The organism is Staphylococcus sp. 231237_7MaSpsaltlick, from assembly GCF_043107035.1.
Window position 1 is genome coordinate 43,692 of record NZ_JBICNX010000022.1, and the last position, 24,740, is coordinate 68,431.

Below are 24,740 nucleotides of genomic sequence, written 5' to 3' on the forward strand. Positions count from 1 at the left end.
TTAGACATGTTGTGATGTCATTCTTTCGCTAAAAAAAAGAAACCAGCTTTATTGATTAGAAACATAATCAAACGGATTTCCCGTCAACTATATTCCTAATCACAACTAGTTTCAAAATCATGCTAATATTTAAGCTTAAGATTCTTCTGATAACAATGCTTTATGTGAAGCATTGACACGACCTTGCTTATCAATTTCTGTTACTTTAATTTTAAATGTGTCTCCAACTTTCAAGACATCTTCCACTTTATCGATACGTTCATTCGCAATTTGAGAAATATGAACTAATGCATCTTTACCAGGGAACAATTCTACAAACGCACCATATTTTTCAATACGCTTAACTTTGCCGTCATAGACTTGGCCAACTTCAGCTTCACGTGTAATATCTTCAATAATACTACGTGCTTTGTCGATTGCTTCCTTATCTACAGCACCGATGACGATTGAGCCATCTTGTTCAATATCAAGTTTTACTCCTGTTGCATCGATGATTTCATTAATCTTCTTACCACCAGGACCGATGACATCTCTGATTTTTTCTGGCTTAATTTGCATTGTAACCACTTTAGGTGCATACATGCTTAACTCATTGCGTGGTGTGTCAATCGTTTGTAGCATATGATCCAAGATTGCTAAGCGACCTTCTTTTGCTTGTGCTAATGCTTCTTGAATAATTTCTTTAGTTAAACCATCAATTTTAATGTCCATTTGAATAGCCGTAATACCTTCAGCAGTTCCTGCAACTTTAAAGTCCATATCGCCTAAAGCATCTTCCATACCTTGGATATCTGTCAAAATAGTATAACTATCTTCACGAGTTACAAGTCCCATAGCAATACCAGCTACCGGCGCTTTGATTGGTACACCAGCATCCATTAATGCAAGCGTTGACCCACAAATTGAAGCTTGTGAAGAAGAACCATTTGATTCTAACACTTCACTTACCACACGTACTGTATATGGGAAATCTTGTGTATCAGGTATAATGTGACTTAATGCACGTTCACCTAATGCACCGTGACCAATTTCACGACGTCCTGGAGAACGAACAGGACCTGTTTCACCAACTGAATAGTTAGGGAAATTATAGTGGTGCATAAAGCGTTTTTGTTCTTCTTCTCCTAAACCATCAAGTATTTGATATTCACTTAATGATCCTAATGTAACGACAGATAACGCTTGAGTTTGACCTCTTGTAAATAGACCTGAACCGTGCGTTCTTGGCAATAAACCAACCTCTGAATCAAGCGGTCTAATTTCATCCGTTTTACGACCATCTGGGCGAATTTTTTCGTCAGCAATCAAACGTCTTACTTCTTCTTTTACAAGATCATTCAAAATACTGTATACTTCTTTAATTAATGTTTCATTCTCTGGATCTGCTTCATCGATAAATTCACTTGCAACTTTTTCTTTCAATGCATCTAAATTGATGTCACGTTGCTGCTTATCAAAAGTTAACACAGTATCCTTTAATCCGTTAGCCTCAGTTAATTGTTTTACTTGTTCGATGAGTGATTCATCTTTTTCAACAGGTACAAATGCTTTCTTTTCAGGTTGAATATGATTAACGATTTCTTGTTGGAAATCAACTAGACGTTGGATCTCCTTGTGACCAAAGAAGATTGCTTCTAACATTTCTTCTTCAGTTATTTCGCTCGCACCCGCTTCAACCATGTTTACTGCATCTTTATGACCAGCAACTTCTAAATCTAATCTAGAGATTTCCTTTTGTTCAACTGTTGGATTAATAATGTATTCTCCATCAATATAGCCTACGTTGACACCTGCGATAGGTCCTTGGAAAGGAATGTCAGATACACTTAATGCCATTGATGAACCTATCATTGCAGCCATTTCAGGTGAACAATCTGGGTCTGCACTTAATACAGTATTCATAATTTGCACATCATATTTATAACCTTTAGGAAATAATGGTCGTATCGGTCTATCAATCAAACGTGCAGTTAGGGTAGCTTCATCACTTGGACGGCCCTCACGTTTCTTAAATCCACCTGGTATTTTACCTGCTGCATACATTTTTTCTTCATAATTTACCATAAGTGGGAAGAAGTCACCATCACGTGGTTCCTTTGATGCTACTGCTGTAGAAAGTACTACAGTATCGCCATAACGAACAAGCACTGCGCCATTCGCTTGTTTGGCAAGTTGCCCTGTTTCAATCGTTAAAGAACGATTAGCCCACTCAGTCTTGAAAACTTTTTTCTCTTGAGACATTACGAATCTCCTCTCATATTTCTAATAAGTCTATCATATCATTTCTACTATAAATTTAATATTAGTATCTTATTTTAGATTATCATTATATTAATTATAAAAAAGGGAAAGGACCTTTAAGGTTCTTTCCCTATCAATAAACGTCAAAAGATTAACGACGGATACCTAATGATTTAATTAATTCACGGTAACGTTGAATATCTTTGTTACGTAAATAGTTAAGTAAGTGTCTACGACGACCTACCATTTTTAATAAACCACGACGTGAATGGTGGTCTTTTTTGTGTGTACGTAAGTGATCGTTTAATGCACTAATTTCCGCAGTTAATACAGCGATTTGAACTTCTGGTGAACCAGTGTCAGCTTCGTGTGTGCGGTATTCTTTAATTAATTCATTTTTTCTTTCTTGTGAAATTGCCATTGTCAATTTCCTCCTTTTATTGTTATACGCCTCAATCCGAGCTAATCGTCGGAGTTTCGAACTAGCCAAGATAAAGGTGCTTTAATGTGCTGTACACATTAGACTTAAATATTATATGATATATCGTCTCCAAAATCAACCGCTAATAAGTATTTCGCTTTTTCTTTATCTTTGTTCATCTGTTCCACAAGAGGATCGATACCATCGAATTTGATCTCAGGGCGTAAAAAATGATGCCAAAATACAGTTACTCTTTCCCCGTATATATCATCATCAAAATCAAAAATGTTAACTTCAATAACCACTTGTGCTACAGACGGATCATGAAATGTAGGTTTAACGCCTACATTGGCTACACCGCGATATACTTTATGATCTGAACCAATTTCCATACTTACTGCATAGACACCATTTTTAGGCAAGACGTAATCATCACTCGGTTGAACATTAGCAGTTGGGAACCCAATTGTTCTACCACGCTTTTCACCTTGTACGACTGTCCCTTTAATTCGAAAACGATAGCCTAATTCTTCATTTGCTTTTTGTAAATAACCGGATTTTAAAGCCTTGCGAATTGCCGTCGTGGAAATTTTCTCAGATTCAATTTCTTGCTTACTCACAGTGGTTGTATTAAATTCTGACATTTCATCTAATATTAACATATTCCCTTTACCAAATTTACCAAAAGTAAAATCAAATCCAGCAACAACTTCTTTAACATGATTCTTGATAATATAATCTTCTATAAAGGATTCGGCAGTAACATCTGCGAATTTTGATGAAAAATTAATTACGATACAGTAATCGATACCAAATGTTTCAAGAATTTCAACTTTATCTTGAATTGGTGTTAAATAATCTGTACGTTTTAACTCTGGATTAAGTACAACTGATGGATGAGGGTCAAATGTCATTACAGCCTTTTTCAAATTTTTCTCTTCAGCTATTTGTGATAATGTATCGAAGACCTTTGCATGTCCCTTATGCATGCCATCAAAAAAGCCAAAAGCCATTGCAACATCTTCTTGTATATATTGTTTTTCTTGAATTGGATGTGCTACTTCAATCACTTTCATGTCTATTCTCCTTTAGTTAAAGACCTTTTTAGGTTTTATTTCATCTTGCTTTTCAGGATGTGGTTCATAAATTGCTAATACCTTTTTATCAGTCGCATTAATCATTGCAACCTGATTCGCTATTTCTACATCAAACTGTCGCTTATTAAATTTTTGACCATTCAAAATCTTCTGTTGCATAGCAGCTTCAGTAATAACAATTTGCTGTAAACCTTTTAATCCATATTCTATAGGAAATAATTTAGCTTGTAACGTCTCTTGCTCAACTAATTGAGCAATTTCATGCAATTTATAACTATCTTTTAATGCAAAGCCACCACTATCAACTCTAGTCAATTGCGACATATGTGCTGGTATATTGACTTCCTGTCCAATATCAGTCGCAAGTGTTCTAATATATGTACCTTTCCCACAAGTCACAAAGATATCAAATTGACATCCACCTTGGTCAAAGGTCAAATCCGAAGTACGCTGTATCTCCTTAATATTCACTGTACGTTCTGGTCTTTCAACTTCAATATTTTTACGGGCATATTCGTATAACTTCTTACCATTAACTTTGACAGAAGAATACATAGGTGGGATTTGCTTAATTTCACCATGAAATCGCTGTAATACATCATCTATTATACTTGTATTAATATCAGAAGTTGTAACCTCAGAAATCGCTAATGTTTCACCTGTTTGATCTTCTGTTGTTGTACTTTTACCAAGATACACTGTTGCTTGATATGATTTTCCCATATCCATAATATAGTCACTGACCTTTGTCGCATTGCCGATACATACTGGTAATACCCCAGCTACTTCCGGGTCTAATGTTCCAGTATGACCTACTTTTTTTGTTTTTAATATTTTCCTTAATTTAAATACGACATCGTGACTTGTTAAACCACGCTCTTTATAAACAGGTAAAATACCGTTATACATTTATTTCGCCACCTTCAATATTACATAATACAATCATCATATATTCTAACATGTAACAGCTTTTTGTAGAGCATAAAAAAACTGAAACAAAATTACATTTCAATTTTGCTTCAGTAGTATTTACTATTTATCTTTTTTATGCAAGTCTTGAATCATTCTCTCTATTTTATTACCGTAATCGATCGACTCATCGTATTCAAAGTTTAACTCTGGAACAATTCGTAATCGCATTCGTGATCCTAATTCAGATTTTATAAAGCCTTTAGCTTTTTCTAGTCCTTTGAATGTATCGTCGATTTCACGTTTGCTACCAAGCACCGTAAGATATACAGTTGCAATAGATAAATCATTTGTTAATTGCACATCAGTTATAGTTAAAAACCCAATTCTTGGATCTTTGACTTTGTTGTTAGCAATATCCATTATCTCTTGTTTCATTTGCTCTCCAACACGTTCTGCTCTCATATTCATATTCATTTCACCTCACAACGGTTTGTTTATTTTGTAATTGGCGTCATCCTTACTTAGCGATTATATGATAGTTTATTTCATAACGTCAAACAAATATTATCACTTTATAAATTCAGATTGACAAATAACACATATCAATTTAAGTTGCACGGAATTATAAAGTGCGAAATTATTTTAACAGTTAGGCATGATTTTTATTCCTAACTGTTAATTTTTGAAACGAATATGAAATAAATTGTTATTTGTTACATTTTATATTGCCTGAACGTTTAGTTTTTATGCCTAAGTGTTTATTTTATATCACTTTTTGTTACAGAGTAGCTTGACTTTTACATAATAAATTTATAATAAAAAAGTGTTACGCATTATATATAAAAAATGGTATAATGTAAAACTAATGAACATTTTAAATGCTTATTACAAAAATTATTAGGAGCGTGCAATTTGGAAAAACCTGAACGTTTATTATATATCTACACACGTTTTTTAAATGGCAAAACATTAAATAAAGAAGCGCTAGCAGAGGCATTAAATGTTAATTTACGTACCATCCAACGAGATATCAGTGATTTAAATCACTTTATATATGAAGATGCTGAATGGCAAGGTTTAGGTGGTACGATTATTTATGATAAAAACATCGAACAACATCGTTTAAAAATTGATAAATATAAATTTGAAAGTAATCGATTATTAAATCTAGTGTTTAGAATGAAAACATTGACACCTATCATTCATGAAGATACTTATAACCTAATTAGAGGATTAAATGCCAACATTAATATGGCTGAAAAAATGCTTTCTAATAAATTATTAAATCAATTTAAACTCAACAAAGTAAAGGTTGAATCTCAACTCATTTTCAAAATTCAAATTGCTATTGAAAACTATGAATTTATTTCTTTATCAATCAATAATCAACAGCAAATAAAGGTCATACCCATTTATACACGCTATTATGATAGACATCATTGGTTTACTTATTATTATCACGGAGAAATCACCTGTGTGAATTTAGCTAATGTTAGAGACGTTACTCCTTTAAATGATCAATTCCATTTAGATATTATTAATAAAATAGAACCTGTGAAACTGCACTTTAGTACTTCTATTTGGAATGAGATACATAAACAATTTATAGTGGCACATACACAAAATGTTGAAAATGGCGTTATTGCTAACATTATAATTTCACAACAAGAATGTTTACAACTTGCTTATAAATATGCCAGTGAAATAACTATTTTAAAACCTCAAATTTATGTTGATGCCTTCAAAACTAAATTAAAACAGCTATTCAATAAATACCATTAATTTTCAAGCAATCTGTCCTAATTATCATTCTGACCACTTTTTATTTTTTTAACAAAAAGAAACCCCTAAGAGTTAGCATTTTCATCCAACATTAGGGGTATATACTTCAAGTTATTGTTGTTGTAGTGTGCGTTGTAAGTTGCGAATGCGTTTATTAAAATCTGACGCCCCACCTTCACGTGCTTCTTTTTGTTGTCTATTCCATCTATAGTATTCAGGCTTGGTGAGTTCTTCTTTTTTACGTAAGCGCAATTTATGCTCTTTATAGCTTAATAGATTACCTGTCGTTATTCTTCTATTTTGTTTAGATGCCAAAACAAATAAGTTTTCCTTGATATAAGTACAAAGTTTTTCATCAGTAAAGTTTTTGAAAATAGAAATAAATAATTCTTCTTCACTGCAAATATATATTCTCTCTTTACTATCCTCTATCATTTTCAACAGCAAATTAAAATTTTCCCTTTGAGACGGTAATATATGGTTTAATGTTAAAAAGTCACGTGGTATGCCTGCACTATGGCCAGCTTGATAAGGAAAGAAATTCAATACCATGACTCTGTTCGGGTCAATATTAAATTGCTTCAACATAGACGAATTACTGTATAGAAATTTTACAAACCATCTATGCTTATCAATATAAGGTAGGAATAGTTTTTCATTATTGAACGTTAACTTACCTTGGATATCTAAGACAATACGCTTTCTATATTCTATAGCTGTATCATCAGAAAGATTAGTATTATAACTATTAAAATCTTTTTCAGGATGCTTTTTTAATATAACGATATCTGCTTTCTCAGGATTGCCGAAAAATGGTCTGGCCATTGCCGGATTAATTAAATTTTCATTCGAAATTACTTTTCTTCTATCTTTATTAATTGAAATTATACCATTTGCAAAGTCTATCATCTTTTTGAACCTTGGTATTTCAGCAAAATCTTCACCGAAATGCTGCTTTAAATATAATAAATCCTGTGGATGTATGAAGGCTGTTCGATCATTATTTTCGATAATTTGATTTAACGTATGGTCATCATACACGGCATCATATTGTTCTAAATATTGTTGCCAAAATTCATTGATTTCATTTAAATATCTGCTCATATGGTATAACCTCCTCTTAATAGTATTATAAATAAGTAACTGGACAGTAAGTGTCCGTCTTATAAAAAAAGTAAATTTTCTATATATAAATTAACTAATCTTTGCCTATTAATACGAAAACGATTAATATTTTATCATATCTTTATTTTTTAATCATCTCTAACTATAATTTTCCTAATCAATATAGTTTATAAATATTTATTTTATATATACTTACTTAGCTATAAAAACGGTCTGGTTTATTATTAATATTATTTAGAAAACTTCATATGCATCTCCAGTAATAATGCCGAAATATGATGTGCTAAAAATAATGTGACTTTGATTTTGATTAATTAATATAGGAAGTATAAATGAGTAATATTAATAAAGTGATTCAATATTGATAAAGATAGAAACTTTTGAAGAATAAAACAGATAATAAAATAAACTTAAGAATGATTAAAGAAATTTAAAATGCAGATTCTTTGAAGGTTAACTTATTTGAGATAGAAAAATTGTCTTCCGTAAAACTAATGATTAAATCATTGATTTTTATTCATAGTAATTTTATAAGTGTATTATACCTTTTGTGATATCCATGAAAGGTATAGTCCATATTATTAATTAATAGTTATTACATGAATTCCTAAATAAAAACTGTTAATAAATAAATGATTTTATAATTTTTACTAAAGAAATTTTATAATAAATATAATTATATCATCTAGTTATATCTTTAGTACAGTAAAGTGAGTTTTGTAGCTAGAAAAAGATCATTTGACAATGGTAATGGTATTGCCTTTTTATTGCTCATTTTATTGAACTCGTATTGTTGGCGAGACTCTGAGGGAACAGGACATGCTGAAGACTACAGGCTGAAGCTGGACCTTAGGAACGCGAGCCAACAATCTATAATATACAAAGTTTGAATGCATTAGATATCATTTTTGATCTTTTTAATTAAAGACAATGGTATCTCCTTTTTATTGCTTAATTTATTGAACTCGTATTGTTGGCGAGACTCCTGAGGGAACAGGACAAGCTGAAGACTACAGGCTGAAGCTGGACCCTAGGAACGCGAGCCAACAATACGATTATAAAACAAAAAAGTAGTAATCCATTTCTCTTAAATGGATTACTACTTGTCTATTTAATCATATATTTTTATAAATCTAAAAATCACTTAATTATCTTTTAATTTCAACCATTTCAAAGGCCTCGATAATATCGCCTTCCTTAAGGTCATTATACTTTTCAATTGTAATACCACATTCGTAACCTTGTGCAACTTCTTTTGCGTCATCTTTAAAACGTTTCAACGTATCCAATTCACCTTCAAATTGTACGATACCGTCTCTAATCACGCGCACACCAGCATTACGAGTTATTTTACCATCTATAACATAACTACCTGCGATAGTACCAACTTTAGACACTTTAAATGTTTGTCTAACTTCTGCTTGTCCGATAACTTGTTCTTCGTATTCAGGATCAAGCATACCTTTCATAGCTGATTCAATTTCTTCGATAACGTTATAAATAACACGGTGTAAACGCATATCTACACCTTCAGCTTCTGCCGCACGTTTTGCACCAGTATCAGGTCTCACATTAAAACCAATGATAATACCATTTGATGCATTAGCTAATGTTACATCTGATTCATTGATTGCACCAACTGCAGTGTGAATTATACGTACATTTACACCTTCAACATCAATCTTCATTAATGACGCTGCCAATGCTTCAACAGAACCTTGAACATCACCTTTAATAATCACATTTAAGTCTTTCATTTCACCTTGTTTCATTTGTTCAAACAAGTTATCTAATGAAACGCTTTTACTCTCTTGACGTTGTTGTAACACATTAGATTCATGGCGTGCTTCGCCTATTCTACGTGCTTGTTTTTCATCTTTAAATACAACGAATCTATCCCCAGCTTGAGGAACATCGTTGATACCAGTAATTTCAACAGGTGTAGATGGACCAGCAGTCTTAATGCGTTGACCTAAGTCATTAACCATTGCACGAATTCTACCATACGTATTACCTACAACGACTGGATCACCAACATTTAGTGTACCGTTTTGTACTAATAATGACGCAGCTGGACCTCTAGATTTATCTAATTCAGCTTCAATAACTGTACCCACAGCACGTTGACTAGGATTTGCTTTTAGTTCTTGTACTTCAGAAGTCAAGACAATCATTTCTAATAAATCATCGATACCTTCTCCACTTAAAGCAGAAAGTGGTACAAAGATTGTATCGCCACCCCAGTCTTCTGGAATTAAACCATATTCAGTTAATTCTTGCATAACGCGGTCTGGGTTTGAAGTTGGTTTGTCAATCTTATTCACAGCTACGATTGTTGGTACATCTGCTTCTTTAGCATGATTAATGGCTTCGATTGTTTGTGGCATAACACCATCATCTGCTGCAACAACTAAGATAGTAATATCTGTAACTTGTGCTCCACGCGCACGCATAGTTGTAAATGCTGCGTGACCAGGTGTGTCTAAGAATGTAATCTTCTTACCGTCATTGACGATTTGATAAGCACCGATATGTTGTGTAATTCCACCTGCTTCACCAGCAGTTACTTTTGTATTTCTTATAGAATCTAATAATGTTGTTTTACCGTGGTCTACGTGACCCATGATAGTGACAACAGCTGGTCTTTCGACTGCTTGTTCATCTTCAGATGGATCATCGAAGTATACAGATAAATCCTCTTCATCTATCACAACTTCTTTTTCAATTTCAACGCCATAATCATCAACGATTAATTCTAATGTTTCATCGTCTAATGATTGGTTGATATTTGCCATGATCCCCAATAAGAATAACTTTTTAATAATACCTGATGAATCAACATTTAATTTGTCTGCTAATTCACCAACTGTAATTCCATCTTGATAAGTAATTTTTGAAGGAGTTTCTTTAGGTTCTTCTTGTTTTGGTTGTTTCTTGTTATTTTTGTTGTTACCTTTATTATTCTTGTTGTTGCCTTTATTATTTTTCTTGTTGTTATTTTTAGGTGCTGGTTTTTGATTTGATTTTGGTTGTGATTTCTTTGAATCAGTTGATTGGCTTGCTTTGAATTTTTTATCTAATTCTTTAATTTGATCAGCTTCCAAAGCTTGCATGTGATTTGAAACCTCAACGTTCATTTTCTTTAATTCATCTATAATGTCTTTACTTTTTATATTTAACTCTTTTGCATATTCGTAAATTCTTTGTTTACTCATATAGTCACTCCTTACTATATTCATCTATCATTGACAATAATTTCTTAGCAAAACCTTGATCGGTAATTCCTATGTTGACTCTTTCTGATTTTCCTAATGCTTGTCCTAGTTCAACTCGTGAAGCAAAAATGCGCATAGGCACACGATTGCTGTCGCATTTATTCTTAATCACCTTTGTAGTGTTTTCAGAAGCATCTGATGCGACAATCACGAATTTTAATTTGTTCTTTTTCAAGTCATTTAAAATAACTGATTCACCTGTTTTAACTTTTCCAGCACGCATTGCTAAACCTAAAAAATTTATTATTTGGTCTTTGTTCATTTAGGAATCTCTTCGCGATATATAAGACGTATAATTTCTTTATAAACTGGATCTAAAGTTTCTGCATCGGCTTTGAAATATTTTTCTAGAATACCTTTTTCTTGTGCTTGTTCAACTGATTTAACGTCTTTAGATACATATGCACCGCGACCCTGTTTCTTGCCAGTTGCATCAGCAAATATTTCGCCTTCTTTGTTAATTACTACACGAATCATGTCATTTTTAGGAAACATCTCATTCGAAAGTATACATTTACGCATTGGAATTTTTTTCTTTTTCATAAAGCGATCACTCCAATTAATTATTCAGCGTCTTTATCTGTTTCTGAATCTTCTGGTGCTTCAGTTATTTCAGAAATTGATTCTTCCAATTCAATGTCTTCTGTATCCTCAACTGGTTGTGCTTTTGTTTCAGCTACTGGATAAACACCTGCTTCTCTAGCATCTGATTCTGATTTAATATCGATCTTCCAACCTGTTAATTTTGCTGCTAATCTAGCATTTTGACCACGTTTACCAATTGCTAATGATAATTGGTAATCAGGTACAACAACAACAGTTGATTGATTTTCTTCATCAACGATAACTTGTAATACTTGTGAAGGACTTAAAGCATTTTTCACGAATACTTTCGGGTCTTCATCCCATTGAACGATGTCAATTTTTTCTCCACCAAGTTCTTCTACAACCGCTTCAACACGAGCACCCTTTGAACCCACACATGCGCCAACTGCATCGATGTCTGGATTATCAGAATGCACACTAATTTTAGAACGGTCGCCTGCTTCACGTGCAACTGATTTGACAATAACTGTGCCATCGAAGATTTCTGGCACTTCTTGTTCAAACAAACGTTTTAACAAACCTGGATGACTTCGTGATACATAAATTTGTGGCCCTTTCGTTGTTTGTTCCACTTTATTAACATAAACACGAATTCTTTCATTTGGAATATAACTTTCATTAGGGCTTCTTTCAGCTTCAGATAACACAGCTTCTGTACGTCCTAAATTTACATAAACATAACGATGATCTACTCTATCGATAAGTCCAGTAACGATATCGTCTTCTTTGTCGATAAATTCATCGTATAAAATTTCGCGTTCAGCATCACGTAAACGTTGCATTACTGCTTGTTTCGCAGCTTGTGCGCCCACACGGCCAAAGTCACTTGGTGTAACATCCTCTTCATAAATATCACCAACTTCGTATGCTGGGTTCTTAACCAATGCAGTACTTAAATCGATTTCGTCTCTATCATCGAAGACTTCTTCTACTACATCTTTACGTGCAATCACTTTAAATGTACCTTGGTCCATATTTAATTCAACACGAACGCTTCTCGCACTATCATAATTTTTCTTATAAGCAGTAATTAATGCTGCTTCAATTGCGTCGATTAATACTTCTCTAGGGATTTTTTTTTCTTTTTCTAAATATTCAGTAGCTAATAATAGTTCATTACTTGACACGATTTATCCTCCTAATCACGTTAAATCATTACAGCATGACGTGCTTTAGCGATTTTACTTCTTGGAATTTTAACTTGTTTCTTTTTAGATTTTTCTTTTACTTCCATAACAATAGTTTCATCATCAACTGATTGTAAAATACCTAGCCATTCCTTTTCACCTTCAATAGGTGCATATAAAGAAACAAATACTGGTTTAGAAATAGCGTTTTGATAATCTTTTTCTTTTTTGATTGGTCTTTCAGCACCAGGTGATGCCACATCAAGATAATACATTTCTTGAATAGGATCTTCTTGGTCCATTACTTCACTAATCTTTTCAGATGCTAATGCACAGTCATTCAAGTCCACGCCACCATCTTTATCGATTGAAACTCTTAAGAAATGGTCTTTTCCTTCTTTAGTAAACTCAACTTCAACTAATTCAAAATTTAAGTCGTCAAGCACTGGTTGAATAATTGTTTCAACTTGCTCAGTTATTTTACTCATGCTGACCTCCTTTTTTGGCAAATAGAAAAGAGCGGGTATTATGCCCACTCTTTCTGCCTGAGTCTAATTTTTTAAGCACTATTATTATATCATATGTTATTCATGTAGACAAATAACTACATAATCACAATCCCGTGATGACAATATGACATGGCATTTGTGTTAAATTTAGACGCTTTATTTACTTTTACATTATTATTCAATTCTTTTACTTTTGAAAAAGTGGACACAATATTATGCTAAGTGATTCCAGCTTACATATCAAATATAGATAATTGCGCTTTATCGGGTAAATTTGGTAAAGAACCCAATTCATCTAGGTAATCAATAACTTTTTGTGATAATCCGGCCTTTTTGTTTAAATCTTCTTTAGATAAAAATGGCCCTTCATCTCTAGCTTCCACAATTCTTTGAGCAACGTTTTCACCTAAGCCTGGAACCGAAATGAATGGTGGAATTAATGTGTCACCTTCAATAATAAATTCAAATGCTTTACTTTTCTCTAAACTGATTGGTTGCATTCTATAGCCTCTTTGTGCCATTTCATTCATTATTTCTAATACAGTTAAGGTATCTTTTTCCTTTTTAGCTAAATCCATATAACGTGAATACATATCTTTAACAGTGTTACGGATGCTAACTTTATCTTTAATCATTGTTATTAAATCAAAGTCTGACGCTCTCACTGTAAAGTAACTTGCATAATAATACAATGGGTGATGTACTTTAAAGTATGCTATACGAACAGCCATCAAAACATATGCAGCAGCATGTGCTTTCGGGAACATGTATTTAATCTTTCTACATGAATCTAAATACCAATCTGGCACTTCATTATCCACCATAGCTTCAACCATATCATCTGTTAGACCCTTACCTTTTCGGACAAATTCCATAGTCTTGAAGGCAAGCGACGGCTCTAAGCCGTTATACATTAGATAAACCATAATATCGTCACGACAACAGATAACACTAGATAAATCACATGTGCCTGAGCGTATTAAGTCTTGTGCATTACCTAACCATACATCCGTACCATGGGACAGACCTGAAATTCTTACTAATTCTGAAAAACTAGTCGGCTTCGTGTCCTCAAGCATTTGTCGAACAAATCCAGTACCAAATTCTGGCACCCCGAATGTTCCTGTCTTACACAGAATATCATCAGCAGTTACACCTAAAGGATCTGGTGAGCTAAATATTCCCATCGTTTCTTTATCATCAACTGGAATCGTCTTAGGATCAATACCAGATAAATCTTGAAGCATTCTTATCATTGTAGGATCATCGTGTCCTAGTATATCAAGTTTCAATACATTATCATGAATAGAATGGAAATCAAAGTGCGTCGTCATCCATGATGATGATTGATCATCTGCTGGGAATTGAACCGGTGTAAAGTCATAAATATCCATATAATCTGGTACAACAATAATACCACCAGGATGTTGCCCAGTCGTTCTTTTAACACCTGTACAACCTTTAACTAATCGGTCTACTTCGGCGCCTCGTTTGTGAATTCCTTGATCGTTTAAATAACCTTTTACAAATCCGAAGGCAGTTTTTTCTGCAACAGTACCAATTGTACCTGCACGGAATACTTTATCTTCACCAAATAATACTTTGGTATAATTGTGTGCTTCTGGTTGATATTCACCACTAAAGTTCAAGTCAATATCAGGTACTTTATCACCTTTAAATCCTAAGAACGTTTCGAAAGGTATGTCTTGTCCTTCTTTAATTAAATCACAATCACAGTGTGGACATTTTTTATCCGGTAAATCAAACCCTGAACCTACAGAACCATCATCAAAGAATTCACTTTCCTTACATTGAGGGCAAATATAGTGTGGCGGCAATGGATTTACTTCTGTAATTTCAGTCATTGTCGCAACAAAACTAGATCCAACCGAACCACGTGAACCAACTAAATAACCGTCATCTAATGATTTTTTTACCAAACGTTGCGAAATCAAATAAATTACTGCGAAACCGTTACCGATAATACTTGCCAATTCTTTTTCGAGCCTATCAATAACAATTTGTGGTAGGTCTTCACCGTAAAGTTTTTTAGCATTAGAATAACTTAGTTCACGTATTTCTTCATTGGCTCCATCCATACGTGGTGTATATAATTCATCTTTAATCGGAACTACACGTTCGATACGATCAGCTAATTCATTCGTATTTTTCACAACAATCTCATATGCTGTCTCTTCACCTAAGAAATGTAGTTCATCGAGCATTTCATCTGTTGTTCTAAAATGTGCTTCAGGTAACGTAGATCGATTTAGTGGATTCCCAGGCTGTGATGCAATCAATATTTTTCGAGCAATACTATCATGTTCAAATAGATAATGCGCATTGCCTGTAGCGATGACTGGAATTTGGTTTGTTTGACCAGCTTGTAATAAACGTTGATAAATTTCGTGTAGCGTTTCGTTGTCTCTAACCAATTCTCTATCAATTAAATCTTGGTACAAGGCTGGTGGTTGTACTTCAATAAAATCATAATATTTCGCAATTCTCTCTACTTGAGATTGATCCTTTTGCATTACCGCAGTAAATACTTCACCTTCGTCACAAGCAGAACCAACAAGTATTCCTTCACGATATTCGTCTAGCAACGAACGTGGAATTCTTGGCGTTCTATAGTAATAATGGACCAATGATTCACTAACGATTTTAAAGAGATTTTTCAAACCTTGTTGGTTTTGTACAATAAGTGTTACATGGTTTGGTCGCGCTCTTTTATATGCATCTTCATTGGAGAGTGACTGATTAATATCTTTATGGTTATTAACACCTAATTCCTCTAATTGCTTTAACATTTTAATGAAGATATAAGCCGTTGCTTCTGTATCATAAATGGCTCTATGGTGTTGTGTCAGTTCAACGCCATACTTTTTAGCCAAGAAATTCAAGCCATGTTTACCATATTCTGTATTAATCGTACGTGATAACTCTAAGGTATCAATTACACCATTAGTTGACTCACCTAAACCAACATGTTCATATCCTGTATCAATGAAGCCCATATCAAATGAAGCGTTATGAGCTACAAATATTGCATCTCCAACCCATTCTTTAAATTCTGTGAGTACTTCTTCAATTTCAGGTGCATCTATTAACATATCATCCGTAATATGCGTTAGATTGATAATTGTTTCTGATAATCTTTCATGTGGATTACTGAAACGTTCAAATTTATCAATAATTTCGCCATCTTTGACTTTAACTGCAGCAAGTTCAATGATTTTATCATATTGGTTTGATAGCCCTGTTGTTTCCACGTCAAATACAACATATGTAGCAGATTTCAAGTCACAATCAAATGGTTTATAAGCAATAGGAACACCGTCGTCAACGAGCATGCCTTCCATACCATAAATCATTTTAATGCCGTTTTTTTCTGCGGCATTATGAGCGTCTGGAAATGCTTGAACAACATTATGATCTGTTACAGCTATTGCTTTATGTCCCCATTTTGCAGCTTGCTCTACATAAGCAGAGATATTAGGAATACCATCCATTTGGCTCATTGATGTATGTAAATGGAATTCAACTCTTTTATCCTCAGCTTTATCTTGCTTTGGATTCTTTTTAATTTCTTCAATATCCGACATCATCATCACTAGATCACGTACGAATGTATCCTCTTCAATTCTTCCTTGTGCACGAACCCATTTTCCGACACTCAATGCTTTAAAATGATCTAAATCATCTTTATTTTTACGTGTAAACATTTTTAGTACTAATGAATCTGTGTAGTCAGTTACCTTTAGTTCTACGATATGACGACCACTCTTCAATTCTTTTAAGTTAATATCAAAGATAACACCTTCTACAGCTACTTTGAATTCTTCTTCGACTATTGATTCTATAGAACGAACATTTTCAATTTGAATTGGTTTACCAATTTGACATTTCGTTACATTACTTTCATTGTTGTCTTGTTGTTTTGCCTTTTCAGCCTTCATTTTTTCTAATTTTTCTGTTGCTTCTCGCGCACTTTGCTCATCTTCTTGTTGAATATGTGCCTCTAATGAAGCCAAATCATCTTCAGTACCAACACTATCTGTTTCAAAGATAATACCGCTGATATCAAAACCACATTGCTGATACGCTTTAATCAAACTGCCGTTACATGCCTTATCAAAATGGTTACGCTCAACATCATTTTGACACATGACCTTCAAGACATCACCAGACATAATCAATTTCTTTTGCTTCAATTGTCCTTTAACTTTTGGTGATAACTTAGTTTGATCAATACAATAACTAAAATATTTAATCGCATACTCATCTTGATTTGCTTTATTTTGAATAGTAAAGTTACAACTTACTTTAGCTATAGATTTAAATTCTTCTTGAATGGCATTAATAAATAATAAATAGTTTTCTATAGATAAAAAGTACGGGAATGTAATTTGAAATATCCAAGAACGATCTGCCGTCGATACATCAACTCGATTTAATTCACTTTGCTCAAGAAATTCTGAATCTAACTGATTCGCAATCTTAATTTGATCAGCTAAGACTTTGAATTTTTCCTGATTTGTCATTGCCATGACGATTACCACCTTACTTTGTATTACACTGTTTTTATTTTTCTCTCAATGACGGTGTATGTATTTTTTATCATTCTCTATATTATAACGCATTTACCTATATTTCTAATATATAAATGCATCACTTTTAAAAATTCCCACAATTCATAAAAGTGGCGCAATGCATAGTATGAAACATAGTAATTCATAGAAAAGAGAGTGGAATCGAAATCTCTGGGTATATCAGATTTCTTAGTCCACTCCCTATTATGCATTTCTTGTGTTGAGCTAATCATAAATTAGCGTCTCAATTCAGATCTGTACGTTCATTTCTATGCCTTATAACAATTTGATTTATTATATGTTTTAAAATCTAATGCTATTTAATCGTGCATATTAATTCTAATTTCTCTATCATATAAACGGTTGAATTGACTTATTTATATGCCAAATAATTTAATTAAAGTTTCGTATATAACTCATTCACATAATTAATTAAATCATTCACATGTATCTCTTCGCTTTCACCATTGTCTCTACGTTTAACTTCAACAATTCCTTCGGCAGCATTTTTACCGACAACGACTCTAATTGGTAATCCAATTAAATCTGCGTCGTTAAATTTAACACCTGCGCGTTCTTTACGATCATCATACAACACGTCGAAATGTTCAGCTAATTGTGTATATAAATCATCACCTAATTCACGCTGATCATCTTTCTTTGGATTTATCGTAATTAAATGTAAATCAAATGGAGTAACTGATTTTGGCCAAATAATACCATTTTCGTCGTTATTTTGTTCAACTATAGCACTTAACGTTCTTGATACACCAATACCATAACAACCCATTAATAATGGTTTTGCTTTACCTTGATTATCTAAAAACGTAGCATTCATTGACTCTGAATACTTGGTACCTAATTTAAAGACTTGTCCTACCTCAATACCTTCTGCGAATTTAGCAGCACCAGATCCGTCCGCTAATGCTTCACCTTCTAATATAAATCTGAAATCTCCAAAAGCAGTAACATTAAAGTCACGATCTAAATTTGCATTTAATAGGTGGTAACCATCTTCGTTTGCACCAACAACAATATTATTTAAATCTTGGATATAGTTATCTGCGTAAACTTTAATTTCTTTATCAGTAACTGGTCCTAATGAACCTGGTTTTGCCCCCAATAAATTAACAATTTCAGCTTCTGTAGCTAATTCAATATTGTCTGTCTCAAAATAAGCCTTTAATTTAATATCATTAATTTCATGGTGACCACGTACCAAGACCATGATAAATTCACCATCAACTTTAAATACCATAGATTTAGTAATTTCATCTAATGGTTTCTCAAGAAAGTCTGCCAACTCTTTTGCTGTATGAATGTTTGGCGTCTCAATTTTTGATAACGGTTGAATTTCATCATGTTTTTCATTTGGTACATAAACAACTTCAGCTTTTTCAATATTTGCGGCATAGTCACTTTGTTCACTATAGACAATCGTATCTTCACCGATTTCACTTAATGCCATAAATTCATGTGTATGACTACCACCAATTGCGCCAGAGTCAGCCACTACTGGACGTGCATTGATACCAACACGCTTAAATATACGACCGTAAGCATCATACATATCATTATATGATTCATCTAAAGATGCTTCATCTGCATGGAATGAATATGCATCTTTCATAATAAATTCACGTCCACGTAATAATCCAAAGCGTGGGCGTTTTTCGTCTCTAAATTTCGATTGAATTTGGAATAACGTCAATGGTAATTGCTTATAAGATTTCAATTCGTCTCTAACAATTGATGTAACAACTTCTTCGTGTGTTGGACCTAATGCAAATCCTCGTCCATTACGATCTTGTAAACGCATAAGTTCAGGACCGTATGCATCCCAGCGTCCAGACTCTTCCCAAAGTTCTGCTTGTTGTAATGCAGGCATTAAGATTTCCACTGCATCGATACGTTCCATTTCTTCTCGAACAATACTTTCTATATTATTTAATACTCTTGCTGCTAGTGGTAAATAACTATAAATACCACTTGTACTTTGTTTAATTAACCCCGCTTTTAATAATAAACGATGGCTTAGTGCTTCAGCACCAGAAGGAACTTCTTTCATCGTTGGTATAAATACTTTTGATTGTCTCATTACTTTGTTTGCTCCTCTCTAATCTACATTATAAGAAATAGCGTTGGATATCATTCCAAGTCACTAAGACCATAATTATCAATACAAATACCGCACCAATTGCAATAATTGTTGTTTCTGCCTTTTTATTAACTGGCTTTCTAAAAATTGCTTCGTAAATTACAAATAAAATTCGGCCACCATCAAGTGCAGGAATAGGTAGTAAATTCATTAAACCTAAGTTAACACTCAATAATGCAGTCCACGAAATTAAATTTATAATACCAGTTTTTACAACTGAATCCACATTGTGATATATACCCACAGGACCATTTAACATATCAAATGAAAATTGACCCGTGAAAATACTGGCAATCATACTTAAAATTGCAGTAAAGATTAATTTACCTGCAAATATTGTTCTTTCAATACCAGAGACAATTGGTTTAAATAGCGAATGTTCGGTTCCAGGTTGATAGCCAAGTATATATTTTGTCTCAGACTGTGTTTTCGTCATTTTTTGTTCTACTTTTTTAGGCTTAACTTCAACCGATTTCTCTTTCCCATCGCGTTCTACCGTAACCTTTGTTTTCTGATCTTTCACATTGGCCATCGCTTTATCTATATCATCTTTATTTTTGATATCATAGTTGGCTATTTTAGTGATTTTATCACCAGATTGTAACCCTGCTTGTTGGGCAGGTGTATGATCAAAAACTTTATCTATACTATTTGTAGGCGTACCTTGATAATAAGCCAGTCCGATAAAAATAACTAAAGTAAGTAAAAAATTAAATAATGGACCTGCAAATAAAGTTAAAAACTTTTGGTAAGGCTTTTTATATGTGAATTGACGATCTTTAGGTGCAATTTGAATCAAGCTACCATTTTCCACAAAGAAAGCTTTTTTAGCAATTTGATAATGATGACGTTCTTGATCATGAGCTGTGACACCTTCAATGTATAAGCCTTCACTAAAATCACATTGCTTTACTTCAATTGCTTCGATTTGTTGGAATTTATGTTGATCGTCTAATATGATATGCGTTATTTCGTTATTATCATTCACTTTGATTTTAACATGCATTCCAGGTTGTACAGGTGATTCTTCTAAACCATCACCCGCCATTCGAACATAACCACCAACTGGCAATAGTCGAATTGTATATAACGTTTCATTCTTTCTGAAACTAAATATTTTGGGACCCATACCAATAGCAAATTCGGGGCACATAATACCTGCTCTTTTTGCAAAGAACATATGTCCATATTCATGGACGGAAACCAGTACACCAAATACGATGATAAAAGATATTATTGTTACTAGAAAACTCAATTCAATACACCTCATATTTTTCGATATAAATTAATTATTGTGACGTTGTTACCATCTTTAAACATTTAATTACATATTATTGTTCCTTAAGCATTACTCAAGATTATAAAAGTATAACACAACTCTACTTTACGTTACACATAACTATACCAATTCGATATGATCTAATTTTTAACATAGATTTTCTAACCTTGTGAAAAGGAGTTAAGAAACAATTTCACCTAATTACTTAGAAATTAGGATCCATTATTCATTAACTCCTGTAAAAGATATATCTATTTTACGTGTAAATCTATAATTTAAACTTACATTTGAATAAGGAAAATATTTAATAATGGTAACACAAACATAAAGCTATCAAATCTATCGAGAATACCACCGTGACCAGGTAAAATTCGGCCGGAATCTTTCACACCAAAATGACGTTTAAATCCAGATTCAACTAAATCACCTAACTGACCAAACATACTTAGTATCACTGTAAGAATTAATAATAACCATGTCGCAATATCAAAGTCCACAAACATAATCATAATTAATGGAACAATTAAACTACAAATCAAACCACCAATAAAACCTTCGATTGTCTTATTAGGACTAATTACAGGCCACAGCTTATGTTTACCCATTAGTCGACCAAAGATATATGCTCCTGTATCAGTTAACCATACCACTAAAAAGGCAAATAATATGTAATGTATACCTTCTGATCGTGTTTCATATAAGTACATAAATCCGATACCAACATATGCAATTGACATTAAACAGAACGCTGCGTCCATAAAACTAAATCTATTTTTCGACAATACTGTATAACTTAATAGAATGAAACTCATTGCAATTAATGATTTAAGTTGTAAATCATTAACCCATGTACCAGCATCTTGTGGCAACATAATAATAAGCACACCTAATGCACTTATTATACCTGGAATTGATAAGAACTTAATCATATTCATATTTAGCAATTCTTTTAAACCGATAAAAGCAAGTAAATATGAAAATAAAATTAAACTAAATCCACCTTTTAATAAAATTGGAAGGAAAATGATCAGCGCAATAATTGCTGTTAAAGTTCTAACTTTCATACTTTTCTCCTAACTATCTATAACCCCGCCAAATCGACGTTGGCGTGATTGATAAATTTTAATACAATTTATTAACTCTTCTTTGTCGAAGTCGGGCCACAATTTTTCATTGAAAATAAATTCACTATATGATGCTTGCCAAATTAGGAAATTACTAATTCTTTGCTCTCCTGAAGTTCTAATTAGCAATTCCGGATCTGGATAACGATGTGTCATTAGGTGTTTTTCTATCATTGCTTCATTAATCGAATCACTTGTAAGTCCCTCATTAGATAATTCATCGAATATTGTTTTCATACTCTGCACAATTTCTGCACGACCGCCATAGTTCAATGCAAAGATTAAACGTAAGCCGGTGTTGTCTTTCGTTTCTTCAATCGCTTTATTGATAGCTTTTAATGTTGAATCTGGCAAGTGTTCCATAAAACCAATGGTTTCAACTTTTACATTTTTTTCAATCAATTCTGGTAAAAATGTTTTCAAGAAATTAACAGGTAAATTCATGATATAGTTAACTTCACTTTTAGGTCTAGACCAATTTTCTGTAGAAAACGCATATAACGTTAAATATTTAATACCTAAATCACTAGCTTCTCTAGTAATTTCTTTAACTGTTTGCATACCTTGATAATGACCCTTGATGCGAGGTAACTTTCTTTTTTTTGCCCATCGACCATTTCCGTCCATTATGATTGCAACATGTTCTGGTATATTATGTAAGTCTATTTCAGAATTTAATTGCTGTGATTGTTTCTTTTTCTGTTTATTTAACTTTTTAAACATGGTATTTCCTCCGAGCTTGCGTCTCTCTGTTTATTATAATAGGTTCACGATACATTTATCTACCATTTTATCATAATAGATAGGTACGTTGAATAAACAAATAAAAAAACTGTACCAAAGTCCTATTTGATACAGTTCAGATAAAATTATGCATTGTTATAATAATTATGAAGACATGCTTACGCAATATGCTCATAACTTAGAATAAATGCATTCTTACCATGTTTATACTGACATTATATCTTTTTCTTTTTCGTCTAATAGTTCATCTACTTGTTTAATAGAATCGTCAGTTAACTTTTGAACATCCTCTGTTTGAGATCTTAAATCATCCTCAGTGATGTCGCCATCTTTTTGTTGTTTTTTAAGTTCGTCATTAGAATCACGGCGAACATTTCTAATTGCAACTTTAGCATTTTCACCGATTTTTTTAACGTCTTTAACTAATTCTTTACGACGCTCCTCAGTTAATGCTGGTACACTAATACGGATTACCTCACCATCACTTGAAGGATTAACACCAAGGTTTGCAGCATTAATTGCTTTTTCAATATCAGCAACAGAAGACTTGTCATATGGAGAAATCACTAATAAACGCGCTTCTGGTACATTGATGCTTGCTAATTGTTGAACTGGTGTAGGTGCACCATAATAATCAACTGTTACTCCGTTTAATAAATTAGAATTGGCTCTACCTGCACTGATATTAGCTAATTCTCTTGATAGATTATCAATAGATTTTTTCATTTTTGACTTTGTGTCTTGAAGAATGTCACTCATTGTCATACACTCCTAATTATTTTGTAATTAAAGTTCCTATTTTTTCGCCCATTACAGCACGTTTAATATTACCTTCTTCTGTAATTGAAAATACATTTAATGGAATATTATTATCCATACAGAATGATGATGCTGTTGAGTCCATTACTTGTAAACCTTCTTGTAACATTTGAATATGAGTAAGGTGTTCATATTTGACCGCACTTGAATCTACTTTAGGATCTGCAGAATAAACGCCATCAACGTTATTTTTACCCATCAAGATAACATCAGCTTCAACTTCCGCTGCACGTAAAGCTGCAGTTGTGTCAGTAGAAAAGTATGGATTACCTATTCCAGCTGCGAAAATTACAACACGTTTTTTCTCTAAATGTCTGATTGCACGGCGTCGAATGTATGGTTCTGCTACTTGTTTCATTTCAATTGAAGTTAAAACGCGCGTATCACATTCTAGTTGCTCTAAACTGTCTTGTAATGCTAATGCATTCATTACAGTAGCTAACATACCCATATAATCCGCTGTACCACGATCCATACCGAGGTCACTACCTGTCTTACCTCTCCAAATATTGCCGCCACCAACGATGACTGCAATTTCGCAATCCATCTTAGCAACTTCTGCCACTTGTTCAGCAACACTTTTTATAATGATTGGATTAATTCCAAAACCATCCTCACCTGCTAGTGCTTCGCCACTTAATTTTAAAACAACACGTTTGTATTTAGAAGTTTGAGCCATTGTCTTATCCTCTCTATTGTAAAAATATGTAATTGATACAAGTAAAGAAGACACAATAGGTCTTCCAATACAAAAGTAAATCTTTCATATGGAGCACAAAAGGTGTCTTCTTTCTTGTTCAAGCTATGAAAAATTATTTCATTTGTCCTTTAACTTCGTCAGCAAAGTTTTCTTCGCGTTTTTCCATTCCTTCGCCTACTTCATAACGTACGAAGTCAACAAGTTTTCCACCTTTAGATTTTAAGAAAGC

At 33.2% G+C, this 24,740-nt stretch carries 19 protein-coding genes and 1 pseudogene; 1 reads left to right on the forward strand and 19 read right to left on the reverse strand.

From position 1 onward, the window contains the following. Window positions 1–135: 135 nt before the first annotated feature. The 5 genes from pnp to rbfA all read right to left on the reverse strand — a co-directional run bounded on the left by pnp (window position 136) and on the right by rbfA (window position 5,139). Complete coding sequence (gene pnp / locus ACF91D_RS24875; RefSeq protein WP_042738836.1) at window positions 136–2,241, reverse strand: polyribonucleotide nucleotidyltransferase; 2,106 nt, start codon at window positions 2,239–2,241, stop codon at window positions 136–138. Between the two features lie 151 nt (window positions 2,242–2,392). Next, on the reverse strand, window positions 2,393–2,662 hold the full coding sequence (gene rpsO, locus ACF91D_RS24880) for a 30S ribosomal protein S15 (RefSeq protein ID WP_042738837.1): 270 nt from the start codon (window positions 2,660–2,662) through the stop codon (window positions 2,393–2,395). A gap of 104 nt (window positions 2,663–2,766) precedes the next feature. Further along, window positions 2,767–3,738 (reverse strand): bifunctional riboflavin kinase/FAD synthetase, encoded by a 972-nt coding sequence (locus ACF91D_RS24885; RefSeq protein ID WP_107527222.1) that lies wholly within the window; start codon window positions 3,736–3,738, stop codon window positions 2,767–2,769. A 12-nt stretch (window positions 3,739–3,750) separates the two neighbouring features. Beyond that, window positions 3,751–4,668, reverse strand: coding sequence for a tRNA pseudouridine(55) synthase TruB (truB, locus tag ACF91D_RS24890; RefSeq protein ID WP_107527223.1), 918 nt, complete (start codon window positions 4,666–4,668; stop codon window positions 3,751–3,753). A 123-nt stretch (window positions 4,669–4,791) separates the two neighbouring features. Next, a complete protein-coding gene (rbfA, locus tag ACF91D_RS24895; RefSeq protein ID WP_042738840.1) occupies window positions 4,792–5,139 on the reverse strand; it encodes a 30S ribosome-binding factor RbfA in 348 nt (115 codons plus the stop codon). A gap of 444 nt (window positions 5,140–5,583) precedes the next feature. On the opposite strand from rbfA, the gene ACF91D_RS24900 reads away from it, so the two are divergent. Further along, window positions 5,584–6,453, forward strand: a complete 870-nt coding sequence (locus tag ACF91D_RS24900) for an HTH domain-containing protein (RefSeq protein WP_042738841.1) — start codon at window positions 5,584–5,586, stop codon at window positions 6,451–6,453. Window positions 6,454–6,564: 111 nt separating this feature from the next. Here the strand turns inward: ACF91D_RS24900 and ACF91D_RS24905 are convergent, their stop codons facing one another. The 14 genes and pseudogenes from ACF91D_RS24905 to ACF91D_RS24970 form a co-directional block, all read right to left on the reverse strand. Further along, a complete protein-coding gene (locus ACF91D_RS24905) occupies window positions 6,565–7,557 on the reverse strand; it encodes a hypothetical protein (RefSeq protein WP_042738842.1) in 993 nt (330 codons plus the stop codon). A 1,169-nt stretch (window positions 7,558–8,726) separates the two neighbouring features. Then, complete coding sequence (infB, locus tag ACF91D_RS24910) at window positions 8,727–10,793, reverse strand: translation initiation factor IF-2 (RefSeq protein WP_042738843.1); 2,067 nt, start codon at window positions 10,791–10,793, stop codon at window positions 8,727–8,729. Window positions 10,794–10,797: 4 nt separating this feature from the next. Beyond that, the gene (locus tag ACF91D_RS24915; RefSeq protein ID WP_042738844.1) at window positions 10,798–11,115 is read right to left on the reverse strand and encodes a L7Ae/L30e/S12e/Gadd45 family ribosomal protein; all 318 of its coding nucleotides are present in this window, start codon (window positions 11,113–11,115) and stop codon (window positions 10,798–10,800) included. Beyond that, window positions 11,112–11,396: an RNase P modulator RnpM gene (gene rnpM / locus ACF91D_RS24920; protein ID WP_042738845.1), complete on the reverse strand. Its 285-nt coding sequence runs from the start codon at window positions 11,394–11,396 to the stop codon at window positions 11,112–11,114. The genes ACF91D_RS24915 and rnpM overlap by 4 nt, the downstream gene beginning before the upstream one ends. A 20-nt stretch (window positions 11,397–11,416) precedes the next feature. Further along, window positions 11,417–12,586, reverse strand: a complete 1,170-nt coding sequence (gene nusA, locus ACF91D_RS24925; RefSeq protein WP_107527424.1) for a transcription termination factor NusA — start codon at window positions 12,584–12,586, stop codon at window positions 11,417–11,419. Between the two features lie 20 nt (window positions 12,587–12,606). Next, window positions 12,607–13,074 carry a ribosome maturation factor RimP gene (rimP, locus tag ACF91D_RS24930; protein ID WP_107512723.1) on the reverse strand — a complete coding sequence of 156 codons (468 nt, stop codon included), beginning with the start codon at window positions 13,072–13,074 and terminating at the stop codon, window positions 12,607–12,609. A 254-nt stretch (window positions 13,075–13,328) separates the two neighbouring features. Continuing rightward, window positions 13,329–17,645 carry a PolC-type DNA polymerase III gene (locus ACF91D_RS24935; protein ID WP_107527423.1) on the reverse strand — a complete coding sequence of 1,439 codons (4,317 nt, stop codon included), beginning with the start codon at window positions 17,643–17,645 and terminating at the stop codon, window positions 13,329–13,331. A 439-nt stretch (window positions 17,646–18,084) separates the two neighbouring features. Then, a complete protein-coding gene (locus ACF91D_RS24940; RefSeq protein ID WP_107527422.1) occupies window positions 18,085–19,785 on the reverse strand; it encodes a proline--tRNA ligase in 1,701 nt (566 codons plus the stop codon). A gap of 28 nt (window positions 19,786–19,813) precedes the next feature. Further along, complete coding sequence (gene rseP / locus ACF91D_RS24945) at window positions 19,814–21,100, reverse strand: RIP metalloprotease RseP (protein WP_042738850.1); 1,287 nt, start codon at window positions 21,098–21,100, stop codon at window positions 19,814–19,816. Between the two features lie 305 nt (window positions 21,101–21,405). After that, window positions 21,406–22,188: a phosphatidate cytidylyltransferase gene (locus tag ACF91D_RS24950; RefSeq protein ID WP_042738851.1), complete on the reverse strand. Its 783-nt coding sequence runs from the start codon at window positions 22,186–22,188 to the stop codon at window positions 21,406–21,408. A 9-nt stretch (window positions 22,189–22,197) separates the two neighbouring features. Next, the gene (locus ACF91D_RS24955; RefSeq protein ID WP_042738852.1) at window positions 22,198–22,971 is read right to left on the reverse strand and encodes an undecaprenyl pyrophosphate synthase; all 774 of its coding nucleotides are present in this window, start codon (window positions 22,969–22,971) and stop codon (window positions 22,198–22,200) included. 225 nt (window positions 22,972–23,196) lie between these two features. Further along, window positions 23,197–23,751 (reverse strand): ribosome recycling factor, encoded by a 555-nt coding sequence (gene frr / locus ACF91D_RS24960; RefSeq protein WP_042738853.1) that lies wholly within the window; start codon window positions 23,749–23,751, stop codon window positions 23,197–23,199. A gap of 16 nt (window positions 23,752–23,767) precedes the next feature. Continuing rightward, the gene (gene pyrH / locus ACF91D_RS24965) at window positions 23,768–24,490 is read right to left on the reverse strand and encodes a UMP kinase (RefSeq protein ID WP_042738854.1); all 723 of its coding nucleotides are present in this window, start codon (window positions 24,488–24,490) and stop codon (window positions 23,768–23,770) included. A 133-nt stretch (window positions 24,491–24,623) separates the two neighbouring features. Then, a pseudogene (locus tag ACF91D_RS24970) lies at window positions 24,624–24,740 on the reverse strand (translation elongation factor Ts); the annotation flags it as partial.